This is a genomic window from Roseovarius sp. MS2 (assembly GCF_051447875.1).
GTDB classification, from domain to species: domain Bacteria; phylum Pseudomonadota; class Alphaproteobacteria; order Rhodobacterales; family Rhodobacteraceae; genus Roseovarius; species Roseovarius mucosus_A.
Genome location: NZ_JBKHVF010000001.1, coordinates 767,451 through 781,792, shown reverse-complemented (window position 1 = coordinate 781,792; position 14,342 = coordinate 767,451). Strand labels below are relative to the sequence as shown.

Below are 14,342 nucleotides of genomic sequence, written 5' to 3'. Positions count from 1 at the left end.
CCTTCGTGCCTCAGCCGCGACGGTGGCATGAAAGCAGAGGGGGATCAATCGGGCCGGAGGAGCCCTTGACTTGTTGCGAATAGTTCTCATATTCATTCTCATGTCACATCATATCACAGCCTTTCCGTCTCTGACCCGCCGCCGCGCGCTTGGCCTAGCGATTGGCGCGGCAGTATTTGCCTCACGCCCTGCATTCGCCCAAACCGCCCCGCTCGAGGTGGTTGCCACCACCGGCATGATCGCCGATGCCGCGCGGGTCGTGGGCGGCGACCGGGTTGCGGTGCGGGCCCTGATGGGGCCGGGGATTGATCCGCATTCCTATCGTCAGACCCGCAGCGATATCGCTGCCCTCGCGCGCGCCGATCTGGTGCTCTGGCATGGCCTCTATCTTGAGGCGCAGATGGAAGAGTTTTTGCTGAAACTCGCCGCCCGTTCGCCCGTTGTCCCGGTGGGCGAGGCGGTGCCCATGGCCGCGCGCATCGCGCATGAGGATTACGAGGGGCGCTTTGATCCCCATGTCTGGATGGTGCCAGAGTTGTGGGCCTCTGTTGTGGATCGCATCGCCGAGGCGCTGAGCGCCGAACGGCCCGAGGATGCGGATTTCTTTGCCGGCAATGCCGCGCGCTACAAAGAAGCACTGGCGCGATTGGGCAACTACGCCACTGGCGCGCTTGCTTCTGTGCCTGAGCCTGCGCGCGTGCTGGTCACGGCGCATGACGCATTCGGATATTTTGGCCGGGCCTATGGGTATCAGGTGGAGGGCATTCAGGGGCTGTCCACGGAATCTGAGGCCGGTCTGGCGCGCATCCGTGATCTGGTCGATCTGCTGGTCAGTCGTGAAATCCGCGCAGTGTTCGTCGAAAGCACCGTGTCGGATCGTAATATCCGTGCCTTGATCGAAGGTGCTGCGGCCGAGGGACATGAGGTGATCATCGGCGGCGAGCTGTTCTCGGATGCCATGGGTACGCCGGGCACCTATGAGGGTAGCTATCTGGGCATGATTGACCATAATGTGACAACCATTGCCAATGCCCTTGGCGGCGCTGCCCCAGCACGGGGCATGGATGGCAATCTGTCGGCAGGGGGATGATCATGCCATTGGAACTGGTCGGAACACGGCCCGCGCCCAATACCGACAGCCCGCTATCGATCCGGGGGCTAACCGTGTCCTATGGTGAGAAGCCTGCGGTTTTTTCCGTTGACGTCAATTTTCACCCAAGCCAGATGACGGCGATTGTCGGCCCTAATGGCGCAGGCAAGTCGACGCTACTCAAGGCCGCGCTTGGGATCATCCGGCCTCTGTCTGGACAGGTCACAAGCCTTGGGCGTCCGCTGCAAGAGCGGCGCGCGCAGATTGCTTATGTGCCGCAGCGCGCCAGCGTGGATTGGGATTTTCCGGCCCGTGTGCTCGATGTGGTGATGATGGGGCTGGCCCGCGAATTGGGTCTCTTGGGCCGGGTACGGGCCAGCCACCGCGCTCGGGCCATGGCCTGTCTCGACCGAGTTGGCATGCAGGGCTTTGCGCATCGCCAGATCGGGCAGCTCTCGGGTGGGCAGCAACAGCGGGTGTTTCTGGCGCGCGCCTTGGCGCAGCAGGCGGATCTTTATCTGCTGGACGAACCCTTTGCCGGGGTCGATGCCGCAACGGAAAAGGCAATCATCGCCGTGCTGCATGGCCTCAGGGCCGAAGGCAAGACGGTGATTGCCGTACATCACGATCTGGCCACGGTGGCCGAATATTTCGACCGCGTGTTTCTCATCAACACCACCGCCATTGCCGAAGGGCCGGTGGCCGAGGTGTTTACCCCCGATCATTTGCAAGCCGCCTATGGCGGACGGTTGGCGCTGGCGCAGATGGGTGGGGCGGCGGCGGGCTGAGCATGCTCTGGGACGCGCTCACGCTGCAACTGGGTTATAACGCCACGCTGGTCACGCTGGGCGCTGCCATGCTGGGCGTGGGCGCGGGCGCGACGGGCACCTATCTCTATCTGGGCAAGCGCGCGCTGGTCTCTGATGCCATTAGCCATGCCACGCTGCCCGGTGTCGTGCTGGGGTTCATGGTGATGGTGGCGCTGGGTGGCGAGGGCCGGTTTTTGCCCGGTCTGATGCTGGGGGCGGCGCTGTCGGCGGTGCTTGGTCTTTTGGCGGTGACATGGCTGACAACGCGCACGCGGTTGCATGAGGATGCCGCGATTGGCGCGGTGCTGTCGGTGTTCTTTGGTTTTGGCGTGGTCCTGCTGACGGTGGTGCAGGTGATGGATGCGGGGCGGCAGGCGGGTCTGGAAACCTTTTTGTTGGGCGCTACCGCGGGCATGCTGCGCGATGAGGCGCTGACGATTGCTGCTGGCGGTGTCGTGGTTCTGGCGCTGGTGCGGCTCTTGCATCGGCCCATGATCCTGGTGGCCTTTGATCCGGACTATGCTGTGGGTCAGGGGATGCGGCTTGCGCGTGTCGATCTGGCGATGATGGGGCTGGCGCTGGCCATTACCGTGACCGGGCTCAAGGTGGTGGGACTTGTGCTTATCGTGGCGCTCTTGATCATCCCGCCGGTGGCGGCGCGGTTCTGGTCGGAACGCGCAGGCCATGTGGTGATGATCGCGGGCGCGGTTGGCGGGGTTGCTGGCTATCTCGGCGCGGCGTTTTCCGCTACGGCACCCGACCTGCCCACCGGGCCGCTGATTGTGCTGGCGGCCTTTGCGCTTTTCGTGCTGTCGCTCTTGATGGCGCCGGGTCGCGGTGTGCTGGCAGCGGCGCTGCGGCATCTGCGGTTCCAGCGGCGGGTGCATCTGCGCCAAGGTCTCTTGGCGCTGGCGGCGGGGCAGCCGGTCTATGAGCCGCTGACGCTGCGATTGATGCGCCGCGCGGGTCTGGCGCGCGCCGATGGAGTTGCGACCGAGGCAGGGCGTGCAATGGCGGCGCGGGCGCGGCTGGATGAGCGGCGTTGGCAAATCCTGCGCTCGGACCCGGCGTTCGAGGCAGCGGCAGCGCGGTATGATGGTCTGACCCCATTGGACGAGGTGTTGACGGGCGATCAGATCGCCGCACTCGACCGGAGGCTTTGGCCAGAGGGGGCGGTGTGATGGGGCAGGATTTCGTCATGCTGTCGCTCGCGCCACTGCTGATCGGCATTGCAGCGGCGGTGGCCTGTGCGCTGCCGGGGAATTTCCTGCTGTTGCGGCGGCAGGCGCTGATCGGTGATGCGATCAGCCATGTGGTTTTACCGGGGATCGTGGCCGGATTCCTGGTGACCGGCATGGTCGCCACCGGGCCTATGATGCTGGGGGCTGCGGCTGCGGCATTGGTGGCTGTGATCCTTATCGAGGCGATCCGTCGTCTCGGCCGGATCGAGCCGGGGGCGGCGATGGGCGTGGTTTTTACTGCCATGTTCGCGGGCGGTGTGCTGCTCTTGGAACAAAGTGCTGCGTCCGGCGTGCATCTCGATGTTCAACATGCGCTTTATGGCAATCTAGAAAGCCTGATCTGGCTGGATGGCTATGGTTGGGGCGCGCTGACCGATCCCGCGGCTTTGGCGGGTTTGCCGCCCGAATTGGGCCGTATGGTGGCGGTGCTGATCTGCACGACGCTCTTTATCGCGGTGCTGTGGCGGCCACTTGTGATTGCAACCTTTGACGAGGGGTTTGCCCGCGCCATGGGCATCCCAACGGCTATTTTGGGGCTGGCGCTTGTTGCGGTGGCGGCATTGGCGGCGGTGGCGGCGTTTGACGCGGTGGGCTCAATCATCGTGATTGCGATGTTCATCTGCCCGCCCGCAAGCGCCCGGCTGATGACAGACCGGCTGGGTCGGCAAGTGGCGTGGAGCGTAGGGTTTGCCACGCTATCGGCGGTCTTGGGCTATGTGCTGGCGGGCTATGGCCCGCTCTGGCTGGGCTATGACAACGCGGTCAGTGCGGCGGGGATGATCGCCACGGTCTCGGGCGTGATCCTGGGGGGGGCCGCACTCTGGGGGCCACGGCGGCGCAGTGTCAGCCGCGCAGGCGCCACGCCGCAACCATCAGTCCCGGCAGAATAGCCGCGCAGCGTGCATAGCGCGGCACCAACCGACGTGGGCTGGACAGCATCCGCCATAGCCATTCGAGCGCCAGACGCCGCGCCCAAAGGGGCGCGCGGGGTTGCACGCCTGCGATGAAATCAAGACCGGCACCGATGCTGGCAAATCCCATATGCGGCAGTGCGGCGTGGGCGCGGGCGGCGAAAATCTCTTGTTTGGGTGCGCCAAGCGCCAAAAGGCACAGCCCCGCGCCCGAGGCGCGCAGCGCGGCAATCACCTCTGTCCCTTGCGTGCCCAACGGATCAAACCCCATCGGCGGCGCGATGCGTGCGGCAATCACCAGCCCCGGCACACGGTCACAAAGCCCCTCTCCGGCGGCGTGCAAGGCTGCCTCTGTGCTGCCGACAAGGGCCACGCTTGCCCCGGCCTCTGCCGCCAGCCGCGTCATGGGCACCACCATATCCGCGCCCGGCACCAGCCCGACGGGACGCCCCGCAAGGCGTGACAACCACACCACCGGATTGCCATCGGCAACCACCAGATCATGCCGTAAATAGGCCGCCAGAAACGCGGAATCGTGGCGCAGTTTCACCAGATGATCGAGGTTCAGCGTCGCCAGAGCAAAGCCGCGCCGGGCACGAAACCGATCTCTGAGGACCGACAACAGACGCGAGGCATCGCGGGGCGCGATGCGTATCACCTCATCCTGAATGCGAAATTCCACCCGATCCCCCTGCGACAGTCGCGGCGTTTGATGCTATATGAACCGCAGGTCTTGGTGTCACTAGGGCGAAATTGCGCGGCTTTCGCGGCGCTGCGAAGGGCGACTGTGCCCGCGCTGCATCATGGGCTCGCAAAGGCTTGAAACTGTAGGGAAATGGTCAGATTCTCGCCATGATCCTGTGATTAACCGAAGGCCGAGATACAGGGGCAATGATGCAGGCACAGGGCAAAGGGAACAGCAGCCGAGAGGCAAAGCTGGGGCGTGTGGCGCTGGTGGGGTGCGGATTCGTTGCCGATCTCTATATGCGCTCGCTCGCGGCCCATCCCGAGATTGCCGTGGTCGCCGCCCATGACCATGACGAAGCCCGTATCGCGACGTTTGCAGCGCATTGGGGCATTGCGCGTGCGCCAACGCTTGAGAGCCTCTTGGCGCGGCTTAGCCCCGGCGATGTCGTGCTGAACCTCACCAACCCTGCGGCGCATTTTGCCGTGAGCCGCACCTGTCTGGAGGCGGGCCATCACGTCTGGTGCGAAAAGCCGCTGACACTGGAATTGGCGCAGGCCCGCGCGCTGCATGATCTGGCGGAGGCGCGCGGCCTCATGCTGGCTTCTGCGCCCTCGTCCTTGTTGGGCGAGGCAGCGCAGGTGCTGATTGGAGCCGTGCGGCGCGGTGTGGCGGGCACGCCCCGACTGATCTATGCCGAGATGGATGATGGCTTTATCCCGCAAGCCCCCTACGCCAAATGGCAGAGCGAAAGTGGCGCGGCGTGGCCCCATGCCGATGAATTCGCGGTTGGCTGCACGCTGGAGCATGCAGGCTATGTGCTCAGTTGGCTCATCGCGATGTTCGGCAGTGTCACGCGGGTCGTGTCTGCCTCTGCCGAGGTGATCCCTGACAAACCCGGCGCGAGCGGTGCGCCTGATGTTTCGGTGGCCACGCTTTTCTTTGAAAATGGCCCGGTGACACGGCTGACCTGCTCAATTGTGGGCAGTCATGATCACCGTTTACGTATCTTTGGCGACAAGGGTGTGCTTCAGGTGCGTGAAGTCTGGGACAATGCTGCGGCAGTGCGGTTTTACCGGCGGTTCACCTTGCGGCGCAGGCTGATCGAGCATCCGATCGGGCGGCGCATCCGCGCGCGTGGGCCCTCGCATCCCAAGGTGGGGCGGTGGGGGGCGGCGTCGATGAATTTCGCCCTCGGCCCCGCAGAGATGCTAAAGGCACTGGCCGAGCGGCGGGCCTGTCGGCTGACGAATGCCATGGCGCTGCATCTGACCGAGGTGACACTGGCGCTTCAGGGTCCAACCGGTGTGGTCGAGATCGAAAGCCGCTGCGCCCCGATGGAGGTTGCCTCATGGGTCTGAACCTGATCGTGACGGGGGCAGGCGGGTTTTTGGGCCGCGCGGTTATGGCCGAAGCGCGTGCGCGCGGGCATGCGGTGCGCGGCCTAACGCGCGCCGATGTCGATCTGGCGACGGATGATCTGGGCGGGTTTTTCGAGGACGTTGATTGCGTGATTCATCTGGCCGGGGCGCTCTCGGGCGATTGGGCGGTGCAAACCAGTGACACGCTGAACGCCACACGCCGCCTCATTGCGGCGATGCAGGCACAGCCCCTGCCGCCGCGTCTGGTGCTGTCGAGTTCGATCGCAGTCTATAGCGCCGATGCAATGGGCGTTGTCACCGAGGCGACGCCTCTGGAAGACCACCCTGAGCAGCGTGATGCCTATGCCCGTGCCAAGCTGGCGCAAGAGGCGATGTTGCGCGAGAGTGGTCTGCGGCACACCATCTTGCGCCCCGGTGCGATCCTTGGACCGGGGCGGGTGATGAATGCCCATTTGGGGCCGGGTATCGGCAGCGCCTTGATCCTGATGGAGCAGGGCGGTGAGGTGCCGGTTGTCTCTTTGGCCGATTGTGCCCGCGCCTTTGCATTGGCTGCAGAGGCACCGGGCGAGGGGCGCGCGCTCAATATTCTGGGCGCGGACCTGCCGACGCGGGCGCGGTATGTGGCCGCCCTGCGGCGCACGGGCTGGCCGCGCCATGTGGTGCCGCTCAACTGGCGGCTTATTCTGCCTTTGGCGTGGTTGCTTTCGCCTTTGGGTGCGCGGCGGCCGGGGCTCTTGCGCCCCGCAGTGCTGCGTGCGCGCATGCGGCCGCTCCGCTATGATATCGCGGCGGCAGAACTGGCGCTTGGTTGGGTGCCGCAGGATGATTTCGACACCGCGTTTCTGCGCGCAACAAAGGCCGCCACATGAGCTTGCGCATCGCCTATCTGACCGGCGAATATCCCCGCGCCACCGATACCTTTATCCAGCGCGAAGTGGCGGCCCTGCGCGCGCAGGGGCTCACGGTCGAGACATGCTCGATCCGGCGCACGGGGCCAGAGCATCACACCGGACCCGAGCAGAAGACCGAGGCCTTGGGAACATTTCATGTCCTCGAATCCGCCCTTTCGCCCCGGCATCTGATCGCGGCGCATCTGGCGGCGTGGCGCAGGCCGGGGGCATGGCTGCGCGCGCTGCGTTTGGCATGGCGCACCAGCCCCGGCGGGATCAAGGCCACGCTTTACCAGTTCATCTATCTTGCCGAAGCCGCCGTTCTGGCGGAGCATCTGCGCGCCCGTGGGCTGACGCATCTGCACAATCATATCGCCAAATCCAGCTGCACCGTGGCGATGCTCATGTCGGAAATGTCGGGTATTCCTTATAGTTTCACGCTGCACGGGCCGGATATTTTCTATGAGCCCTATCGCTGGCGGCTGGATGAAAAGATTGCGCGCGCGCGTTTCGTCGCCTGTATCAGCCATTTCGCCCGCTCTCAGGCCATGGCGTTTTCCGATCCGGAGCATTGGGGCAAGCTGCATATCGTCCATTGCGGTGTTGATCCGGCGCGGTATGAGCGCCCTGCTATGCCTGAACCGGCGCAGCTTTTGTTTGTGGGGCGGCTGGCGGGGGTTAAGGGCGTTCCGATGCTGCTGGACGCGGTGCGTGATCTGAGCGCTGATCATCCCGCGCTGCATCTGACGTTGGTGGGGGATGGGCCAGAGCGCAGCAAACTAGAGCGGCGCGCCCGCGAAATGGGCCTGACATCGCGGATCACGTTTGCGGGCTATCGGTCACAGGCCGAGGTGGCGGATCTGCTGCAAACGGCGACGGCCTTGATCCTGCCCAGCTTTGCCGAAGGCGTGCCAGTCGTATTGATGGAGGCGATGGCGGCGCGGGTGCCGGTCGTGACAACCCGCATTGCAGGCGTGCCAGAGCTGGTCGAGGATGGGGTCAGCGGTCTTTTGGTGCCGCCGGGTGATGCTCATGCCCTGCGCATGGCGATTGGGCGACTTCTCTATGATGCCCATCTGTGCCGCGATATGGGCGTGGCTGGGCGCGCACGGGTGCAAGCCGAATTCGCCTCGGACATCGAGGCGGCATGGATGGCTGCTCTCTTTGAGGGGTATGCAGAGGGCGTGCCCCCCAAACACCTCAGACCGGAGGGGCAAGAATGAGAATCGCCGTTGTCCTGATTGGCCGCAATGAAGGCGCGCGATTGGAGGCGAGCCTTGCGTCGCTCAGCGGGCAGGGGCTGCGGTTGGTCTATGTCGACAGCGGCTCAACCGATGACAGCGTGGCGGCGGCACGCGCGGCGGGGGCTGAGGTGGTCGAATTGGATACAATGATGCCCTTTACCGCGGCGCGGGCACGCAACGCGGGCTTTGCCGCACTGTCCCCAGACCTGCCCGACGCGGTGCAATTCATCGACGGCGATTGCATCGTGGTGCCGGGCTGGATCGACCGGGCTGCGGCGGCGCTGATGGCGGATGACAGCATCGGCCTTGTCACCGGCTGGCGGTCGGAAATCTACCCTGAGGCCTCGGTCTACAATGCGCTGTGCGATCACGAATGGCACCGGCCTGCGGGTGAGATCACAGCCTGCGGCGGCGATATGTTGCTGCGGGTCTCAGCCTTTCAAGGTGTTGGCGGCTTTGACGGCACAATCATCGCTTCTGAGGATGAAGAATTCTGCCAACGTCTGCGCAAGGCGGGTTGGCGGCTGATCCGCTTGGCCGAACCGATGACCCGGCACGATGCTGCGATGCGGACGTTTGGCCAATGGTGGCAGCGGGCGGTGCGCTCGGGGCATGGCTTTGCTCAGGTGGGAGAATTGCACCCCGGCTACTTTGCGCGGGAACGCACGCGGGTCTGGGTTTATGGGCTGGCCCTGCCTTTGCTGGCGGTGGCAGGGCTTTTCTGGTTTCCATTGCTGGTCGGCGTTTTGTCGGCCTATGCGATGTCCTATGCCAAGACGGTGCAGGGGCTGCGCACCTCGGGGATGGACACGCGAAGCGCGCTGCATCAGGCGATTTTCCTCAGCCTGTCCAAATTTCCAAATCTGATCGGCATGCTGACCTACAAGCTGCGCAAATGGCGCGGCGCGACGATGCAAATTATCGAGTATAAATAAGGAAACCTGTGATGAGTAAAGCAATCAACGTAGGTCTCATTGGCGCGGGCTATATCGCGGGCTGGCATGCCGAGGCGCTCAAGCTGACGCCGGGTGCGCGGCTGGCGGCGGTTTGTGATCTGTCGACCTCCGCCGCCGAGGCCTTGGCTGCTGCGCATGGGGCGCGGGCCTTTGCCGCGCTCGATGACATGATTGCAAGCGGCGCGGTCGAGGCGGTGCATATCCTTACGCCTCCCGATAGCCATGCGGTGCTGGCACGCAAATGTCTGGCGGCGGGGCTGCATGTGCTGGTGGAAAAGCCGGTGGCTCTCTCGGGCGAAGAGACCGCCGGGATTGCCAGTGTTGCACGGGCGGCAAACCGCCATTTTGCCGCCGGGCACAATTTCCTTGGGCTGCCCGGCTATCAACGCCTCAAGGCGCAGATCGGGCGCGGCGACTTGGGTCGTATTTCCAGCGCCGAGATCACTTGGGCCTTGCCATTGGCCCCTTTGCGCTCTGGCCCTTATGGTCTCTGGCTCTTGCGCGAACCTCGTAATCTGTTGTTAGAGCTTGGGCCGCATCTCTTTGCCTTTGCGCATGACCTTTTTGGTTCAGTCACAGTTTCCGGGGTCTATCTGGGCAAGCCTGTGACCCTACCGGGGGCCGGCATACGACCGCAAAGCTGGCGGATCACGGCAGAGGCGGGCGGCGTTGATATCGCCTTTAACCTGCAATTGATTGAGAGCGTTGATGATCGTTCTGTCACGCTACGCGGGTCTTCGGGTCTTGCGCGGTTGGATTACGCCGCCGATGTGCTGACTGTAACCCATGAGAACACCGCTGATCTGGTGCTCAACCCGTTCTTGCGCCAGATGGGCGCTGCTTGGGGCCACCTGCGCGAAGGTGTGGGCAATGCGGCGCGCCAGATCGGATCGCTCAATCGCAAATCACCCTATGCGCTTGGGTTTGTTGGCACATTTGAGGCGTTTTACACTGCCATTCGCGAGGGTAAGCCGCTTGATCCGCGGTTTGATGGCATGGCCGCAGAGGGTGTCATGCGTGCGATTGATGCGGCTCTTGCGGTGATGCCCAATCGGGGCCGCGAGACATGGGTACCGCCCAAGGCGCAACGCAATCCAAAGCCCACGGCGTTGGTGATCGGTGGCACGGGATTTCTGGGGCGTGACCTGACGCGCGCCTTGGTGGCGCGCGGGCAGGATGTGCGGGTGCTGTCGCGCGGTGCGCATGGCCCGTTTGACGACCTTCCCGAGACTGTCGAGACCTGCGCGGTGTCTTTGCGCGATGAGGCAGGGCTGTGCCGCGCGATGGAGGGGATCAACGTCGTTTACAACCTCGCCCGCGCGCTTGGCACCACATGGGAGGACTGTCTGGACAATGACGTTGCCGTATCGGACCGTATTGCGCGCGCAGCACTGGCTGCGGGGGTCAGGCGGTTCGTCTATACCGGCACGATTGCCTCTTATGACATGTCCAACCCGCAGACGGTCATCACCGAATCGACGCCCTTCGCGCAGGATATGACCGACCGCAATCTCTACGCCCGCTCCAAAGCGGAATGCGAGCGGCGGCTTTTGGAGATGCAGCGTGATCACGGCCTGCCACTGACCATCGCACGACCGGGTATTGTGGTGGGGCATGGCGGTCCGTTGCAACATTGGGGCATTGGGCGTTGGCATGGGGCGGGTGCTGTGCGGCTTTGGGGGACGGGGGATAACCCCCTGCCTTTCGTTCTGATCGGCGACGTTTCCGACGCGCTGATCCGCATGGGCGAAAGTGTGGCCGCGCCGGGGCACTCCTTTAACCTCGTCGGCGATGTTCCCCTGACAGCGCGCACATACTTTAATGCCATCCATATGCGGTTGGGTGCGGGAATTCGCGTGAGTTCGGGCAATCTGACGGCGATGTGGGCGGCGGATGCGGTCAAATCGGCGCTCAAGACCTATGCCCTGCGCCGCCCCGGTGTGATCCGGGCCTCGTTGCGCGACTGGCAATCGCGGGCGCATTACGCGCAGTTCGACAACGCTAAGCCCAAGGCGCTGTTGGGCTGGAAACCGGTGTCGAACCGCGAAGAATTCTTGCAAGAGGCCGTGGACCGTGCCGGGCTGATTGGGTTCTGAACAAGGAGATGGGGCATATAATCCTGCGGTTTTGGTCGCATTGTTGCCGGAATCTCTGGGCATACCCGTTCCAACGGGCAGGAGACCTTGCAATGGCAGGACAGGCCATCCTTAGCAGATACACAGGCGCGCGCGTTGGCGCGGGGCTGTGCCGTGGGATGTGGTCATGAGCCTTACGCGACATGAAGAATATATGCGGCGCCGCGCTGCGCGCCGGGCCGCGCTAGAGGCTGAGGCAGAAGAGAACGCGGCGCATTTCCCTGAAATGCCAGTGGCGGAGCCGACAGAAGAAGAGGCGCCGCTTGCCCTAAGCCCCGAATCGTTGAACATTCCTGAGCCTGAGCCTGAGCCTGAGCCTGAGCCTGAGCCTGAGCCTGAGCCTGAGCCTGAGCCTGAGCCTGAGCCTGAGCCTGAGCCTGAGCCTGAGCCTGAGCCTGAGCCTGAGCCTGAGCCTGAGCCTGAGCCTGAGCCTGAGCCTGAGCCTGAGCCTGAGCCTGAGCCTGAGCCTGAGCCTGAGCCTGAGCCTGAGCCTGAGCCTGAGCCTGAGCCTGAGCCTGAGCCTGAGCCTGAGCCTGAGCCTGAGCCTGAGCCTGAGCCTGAGCCGGTTGCTTTGGCCGCTTTGGAGGCCCCGGCAGACTCGCGCCCCGCAGCCTTGCTTTGGCCTGCCTTGCGCCGTGTCGTGCTTGATCCCAAACATCTGGCCAAGCACCGGCTCATTTCCGCCACGCGTGAGGATCCTGCGCATGTGGCCTTTGACGTGCTGCGCACCAAACTCTTGGCGGCGCTGCGCGCCCATGGCTGGCATCGGGTTGCCATCACCTCGCCCACGCCCGATTGCGGCAAATCCTTTGTTGCGGCCAATCTCGCGATCAGCCTGTCGCGGCAATCAAGTGTGCGCACCGTTCTGATGGATATGGATCTGCGGCGCCCCTCGCTGGCCCAAACCCTTGGCCAGCCCGATCCCGGTCGCATGGCCGGGTTTCTTAGCGGGGATATCCCGTTGCAACGCTTTCTGACCTGTCCTGAGGATAACCTGCTCAATATCGGTCAAACCCTCGCCATGGGTCTCAACGACCGGGCAGAGCCCTATGCCGCCGAAATTCTGCATGCGCCGGAAACCGGCGAGGTGTTGCAGGATATGTATCACCACCTTGCCCCGGATGTGGTGATTTTCGATATGCCGCCCGCACTCTATTACGACGATGTATTGGGGTTCCGCCCGCAATTTGACGGGGTGCTGATCGTGGTTGGCGGCGGTCGCACGACCGCGCAGCATATCCGCGATGTGAAGGCGCGGTTTGGTTCGGATACGCCGCTCTTGGGCGTGGTTATGAACCGGGCCGAGGGTGAGAGCATCGCGAAATACGGGTATTGATCGGGGCCAAGTGATGCCGGCGCTACCCGCCCCCCTGCGGATGAGCGCGGGCGTAGACCTCCATCAGTCGGGCGGTGTCAACGCCCGTATAGGCCTGTGTGGTCGAGAGCGAGGCATGCCCCAAAAGTTCCTGAATGGCGCGTAGGTCGCCACCCGCATTCAAAAGATGCGTTGCAAAGCTGTGGCGCATGGCGTGGGGCGTGGCGGTGGCGGGCAGGCCAAGCTGCGCGCGGGCCTGTTCCATGACCTTCTGGATCAGGCGCGGGCTAAGCGCACCGCCGCGTGCGCCCAAGAAAAGTGGGCCATTGCGAGGGATGTCATAGGGGCAGAGGCGGGCATACTGTGCCACCGCCGCGCGGGCAGGCTCGATCACCGGCACCAGCCGTTCCTTGCCGCCTTTGCCAATTATGCGCAAAACCGACCCGAGCGGCAGGTCTGCGCCGGTTAGGCTCAGCGCTTCGGATATCCGCAACCCGCAGCCATAGAGCAGGGTCACGACCGCCTGATCCCGCGCGGCGATCCATGGCGTGAGGCTCTGCGCGTCGAGCGTATTGATCATGTCCGATGCTGCTTCGGGCGAAAGGGGGCGGGGTAATTTGCGCTGGAATTTCGGCGAACGTGTTGCGAGAACGGCGGTTGGTTCAAACCCTTCGCGCTCGGACAGCCAGCGATAGAAACTCTTGACCGCCGAGAGTTTGCGCGCGAGCGAGCGAGGCCCGACATCGCCGCCACGGGTATGGGCCATCCAGGCCCGCATGTCAGAGGTGGTGATGCGAGAGAGCGCGCCCAAGCCCTGTGTTTCGCCATTGTGCAGTGTCATGAAGCGCAGGAAGTCGCCAACATCGCGCGCATAGGCATCAATTGTATTGGCGGCGGCCCCCTTGAGCGCCTTTTGCGTGGCCAGCCATGTCGACAGCGCGTCGCGGGCGGCCTCTGAGATCATGACAGCCAGCGGCGCATGGTGCGCTCGAAAACTCCCGCGAAAAAGGCCAACAAATCCGTGCCCTGTTGCGGGCTGAACTGATGCGGGTCTTCGGCGCCCATGGCGAGCATGCCGGGCAGACGGTCTGCACCGAAATCGAGCAATAGGCACGCCTCGGAGCGCAGATAGGGTGCCTCGCGGCCATAGACGCGCATGTCACCCTCCTCAATCTGACGCAGGGTCACCTGACGCGCGGGCACATCGCGACTGCCGATGAGATAGGATCTGATAAAGCCGGGTTCAGCGACCGACAAAACATCGCCGAGACGGCGCACCGCAGGGTCGCTGTCATTTTGCACGGATTCGAGCACGAGGCGCACGGCGTCCACCCGCAGGATATGCGCCACTTCGCCGCCAAGATCCCGTAGGAAGGTTTCAAATTCGACGGGGTCAAGCATGCGCAAGATGGCGCGATGCACCTGATTGGTGCCCGCAAGGTTTTCATAAGCCGCCGCGATCACCGAGCGATGCGTGTCTTCAAGCCGGTCAAGCCGCGCTTCGAGCCTATCCATCGCAATGCCGCGCAGGTCCACGATATTGCCGCCCATCGCCCGCTCGTTGGCGGCGATCAGGGCACGCATCAGATCTTGATCCTCGAGGATCAGATCGGGTTGCGCGATGATATGTTCGCGCAGGGCATCATTCATTTCGGGCTTGCTGCTCATTCCGACCTCTTTCGGG

13 protein-coding genes are annotated in these 14,342 nt (G+C 63.8%); 10 read left to right on the top strand and 3 right to left on the bottom strand.

What is annotated here, in order from left to right; all coding sequences use genetic code 11:
• Window positions 1–100 precede the first annotated feature (100 nt).
• The 4 genes from ACLGGT_RS03930 to ACLGGT_RS03915 are packed head-to-tail and all read left to right on the top strand — an operon-like array spanning window position 101 to window position 4,030.
• Complete coding sequence (locus ACLGGT_RS03930) at window positions 101–1,090, top strand: metal ABC transporter solute-binding protein, Zn/Mn family (RefSeq protein ID WP_437197392.1); 990 nt, start codon at window positions 101–103, stop codon at window positions 1,088–1,090.
• Entirely contained in the window at window positions 1,087–1,878 is a 792-nt protein-coding gene (locus ACLGGT_RS03925) for a metal ABC transporter ATP-binding protein (RefSeq protein ID WP_008279377.1), read from the top strand. Before ACLGGT_RS03930 ends, ACLGGT_RS03925 begins: the two co-directional genes overlap by 4 nt.
• A gap of 2 nt (window positions 1,879–1,880) precedes the next feature.
• Window positions 1,881–3,080 (top strand): metal ABC transporter permease, encoded by a 1,200-nt coding sequence (locus ACLGGT_RS03920; RefSeq protein WP_437195085.1) that lies wholly within the window; start codon window positions 1,881–1,883, stop codon window positions 3,078–3,080.
• The gene (locus ACLGGT_RS03915) at window positions 3,080–4,030 is read left to right on the top strand and encodes a metal ABC transporter permease (protein ID WP_437195084.1); all 951 of its coding nucleotides are present in this window, start codon (window positions 3,080–3,082) and stop codon (window positions 4,028–4,030) included. The genes ACLGGT_RS03920 and ACLGGT_RS03915 overlap by 1 nt, the downstream gene beginning before the upstream one ends.
• Here ACLGGT_RS03915 and ACLGGT_RS03910 read toward each other — a convergent pair.
• The gene (locus tag ACLGGT_RS03910; protein WP_437195083.1) at window positions 3,984–4,733 is read right to left on the bottom strand and encodes a WecB/TagA/CpsF family glycosyltransferase; all 750 of its coding nucleotides are present in this window, start codon (window positions 4,731–4,733) and stop codon (window positions 3,984–3,986) included. The two genes, ACLGGT_RS03915 and ACLGGT_RS03910, sit on opposite strands and share 47 nt — an antisense overlap.
• Before the next feature lie 209 nt (window positions 4,734–4,942).
• On the opposite strand from ACLGGT_RS03910, the gene ACLGGT_RS03905 reads away from it, so the two are divergent.
• The 6 genes from ACLGGT_RS03905 to ACLGGT_RS03880 all read left to right on the top strand — a co-directional run bounded on the left by ACLGGT_RS03905 (window position 4,943) and on the right by ACLGGT_RS03880 (window position 12,679).
• Window positions 4,943–6,097: a Gfo/Idh/MocA family protein gene (locus tag ACLGGT_RS03905; protein WP_437195082.1), complete on the top strand. Its 1,155-nt coding sequence runs from the start codon at window positions 4,943–4,945 to the stop codon at window positions 6,095–6,097.
• Window positions 6,088–6,987: an NAD-dependent epimerase/dehydratase family protein gene (locus ACLGGT_RS03900; RefSeq protein ID WP_008279372.1), complete on the top strand. Its 900-nt coding sequence runs from the start codon at window positions 6,088–6,090 to the stop codon at window positions 6,985–6,987. The genes ACLGGT_RS03905 and ACLGGT_RS03900 overlap by 10 nt, the downstream gene beginning before the upstream one ends.
• Window positions 6,984–8,231 carry a glycosyltransferase gene (locus ACLGGT_RS03895; protein ID WP_437195081.1) on the top strand — a complete coding sequence of 416 codons (1,248 nt, stop codon included), beginning with the start codon at window positions 6,984–6,986 and terminating at the stop codon, window positions 8,229–8,231. Before ACLGGT_RS03900 ends, ACLGGT_RS03895 begins: the two co-directional genes overlap by 4 nt.
• Window positions 8,228–9,187 (top strand): glycosyltransferase, encoded by a 960-nt coding sequence (locus ACLGGT_RS03890; RefSeq protein WP_437195080.1) that lies wholly within the window; start codon window positions 8,228–8,230, stop codon window positions 9,185–9,187. The genes ACLGGT_RS03895 and ACLGGT_RS03890 overlap by 4 nt, the downstream gene beginning before the upstream one ends.
• Window positions 9,188–9,198: 11 nt before the next feature.
• On the top strand, window positions 9,199–11,304 hold the full coding sequence (locus ACLGGT_RS03885) for an NAD-dependent epimerase/dehydratase family protein (RefSeq protein WP_437195079.1): 2,106 nt from the start codon (window positions 9,199–9,201) through the stop codon (window positions 11,302–11,304).
• A gap of 166 nt (window positions 11,305–11,470) precedes the next feature.
• Window positions 11,471–12,679 (top strand): CpsD/CapB family tyrosine-protein kinase, encoded by a 1,209-nt coding sequence (locus ACLGGT_RS03880; protein WP_437195078.1) that lies wholly within the window; start codon window positions 11,471–11,473, stop codon window positions 12,677–12,679.
• A gap of 22 nt (window positions 12,680–12,701) precedes the next feature.
• On the opposite strand, the gene ACLGGT_RS03875 is transcribed toward ACLGGT_RS03880, so the two are convergent.
• Window positions 12,702–13,622, bottom strand: coding sequence for a tyrosine recombinase XerC (locus ACLGGT_RS03875; RefSeq protein WP_219435644.1), 921 nt, complete (start codon window positions 13,620–13,622; stop codon window positions 12,702–12,704).
• Window positions 13,619–14,326, bottom strand: a complete 708-nt coding sequence (locus ACLGGT_RS03870; protein ID WP_081507566.1) for a DUF484 family protein — start codon at window positions 14,324–14,326, stop codon at window positions 13,619–13,621. Before ACLGGT_RS03870 ends, ACLGGT_RS03875 begins: the two co-directional genes overlap by 4 nt.
• Between the last annotated feature and the right edge of the window lie 16 nt (window positions 14,327–14,342).

Bases quoted from the DNA above. Each gene is read 5' to 3' on its own strand.
- ACLGGT_RS03930 (WP_437197392.1), top strand. From the start codon at position 101: ATGTCACATCATATCACAGCCTTTCCGTCTCTGACCCGCCGCCGCGCG.
- ACLGGT_RS03925 (WP_008279377.1), top strand. From the start codon at position 1,087: ATGATCATGCCATTGGAACTGGTCGGAACACGGCCCGCGCCCAATACC.
- ACLGGT_RS03920 (WP_437195085.1), top strand. From the start codon at position 1,881: ATGCTCTGGGACGCGCTCACGCTGCAACTGGGTTATAACGCCACGCTG.
- ACLGGT_RS03915 (WP_437195084.1), top strand. From the start codon at position 3,080: ATGGGGCAGGATTTCGTCATGCTGTCGCTCGCGCCACTGCTGATCGGC.
- ACLGGT_RS03905 (WP_437195082.1), top strand. From the start codon at position 4,943: ATGATGCAGGCACAGGGCAAAGGGAACAGCAGCCGAGAGGCAAAGCTG.
- ACLGGT_RS03900 (WP_008279372.1), top strand. From the start codon at position 6,088: ATGGGTCTGAACCTGATCGTGACGGGGGCAGGCGGGTTTTTGGGCCGC.
- ACLGGT_RS03895 (WP_437195081.1), top strand. From the start codon at position 6,984: ATGAGCTTGCGCATCGCCTATCTGACCGGCGAATATCCCCGCGCCACC.
- ACLGGT_RS03890 (WP_437195080.1), top strand. From the start codon at position 8,228: ATGAGAATCGCCGTTGTCCTGATTGGCCGCAATGAAGGCGCGCGATTG.
- ACLGGT_RS03885 (WP_437195079.1), top strand. From the start codon at position 9,199: ATGAGTAAAGCAATCAACGTAGGTCTCATTGGCGCGGGCTATATCGCG.
- ACLGGT_RS03880 (WP_437195078.1), top strand. From the start codon at position 11,471: ATGAGCCTTACGCGACATGAAGAATATATGCGGCGCCGCGCTGCGCGC.
- ACLGGT_RS03875 (WP_219435644.1), bottom strand. From the start codon at position 13,622: ATGATCTCAGAGGCCGCCCGCGACGCGCTGTCGACATGGCTGGCCACG.
- ACLGGT_RS03870 (WP_081507566.1), bottom strand. From the start codon at position 14,326: ATGAGCAGCAAGCCCGAAATGAATGATGCCCTGCGCGAACATATCATC.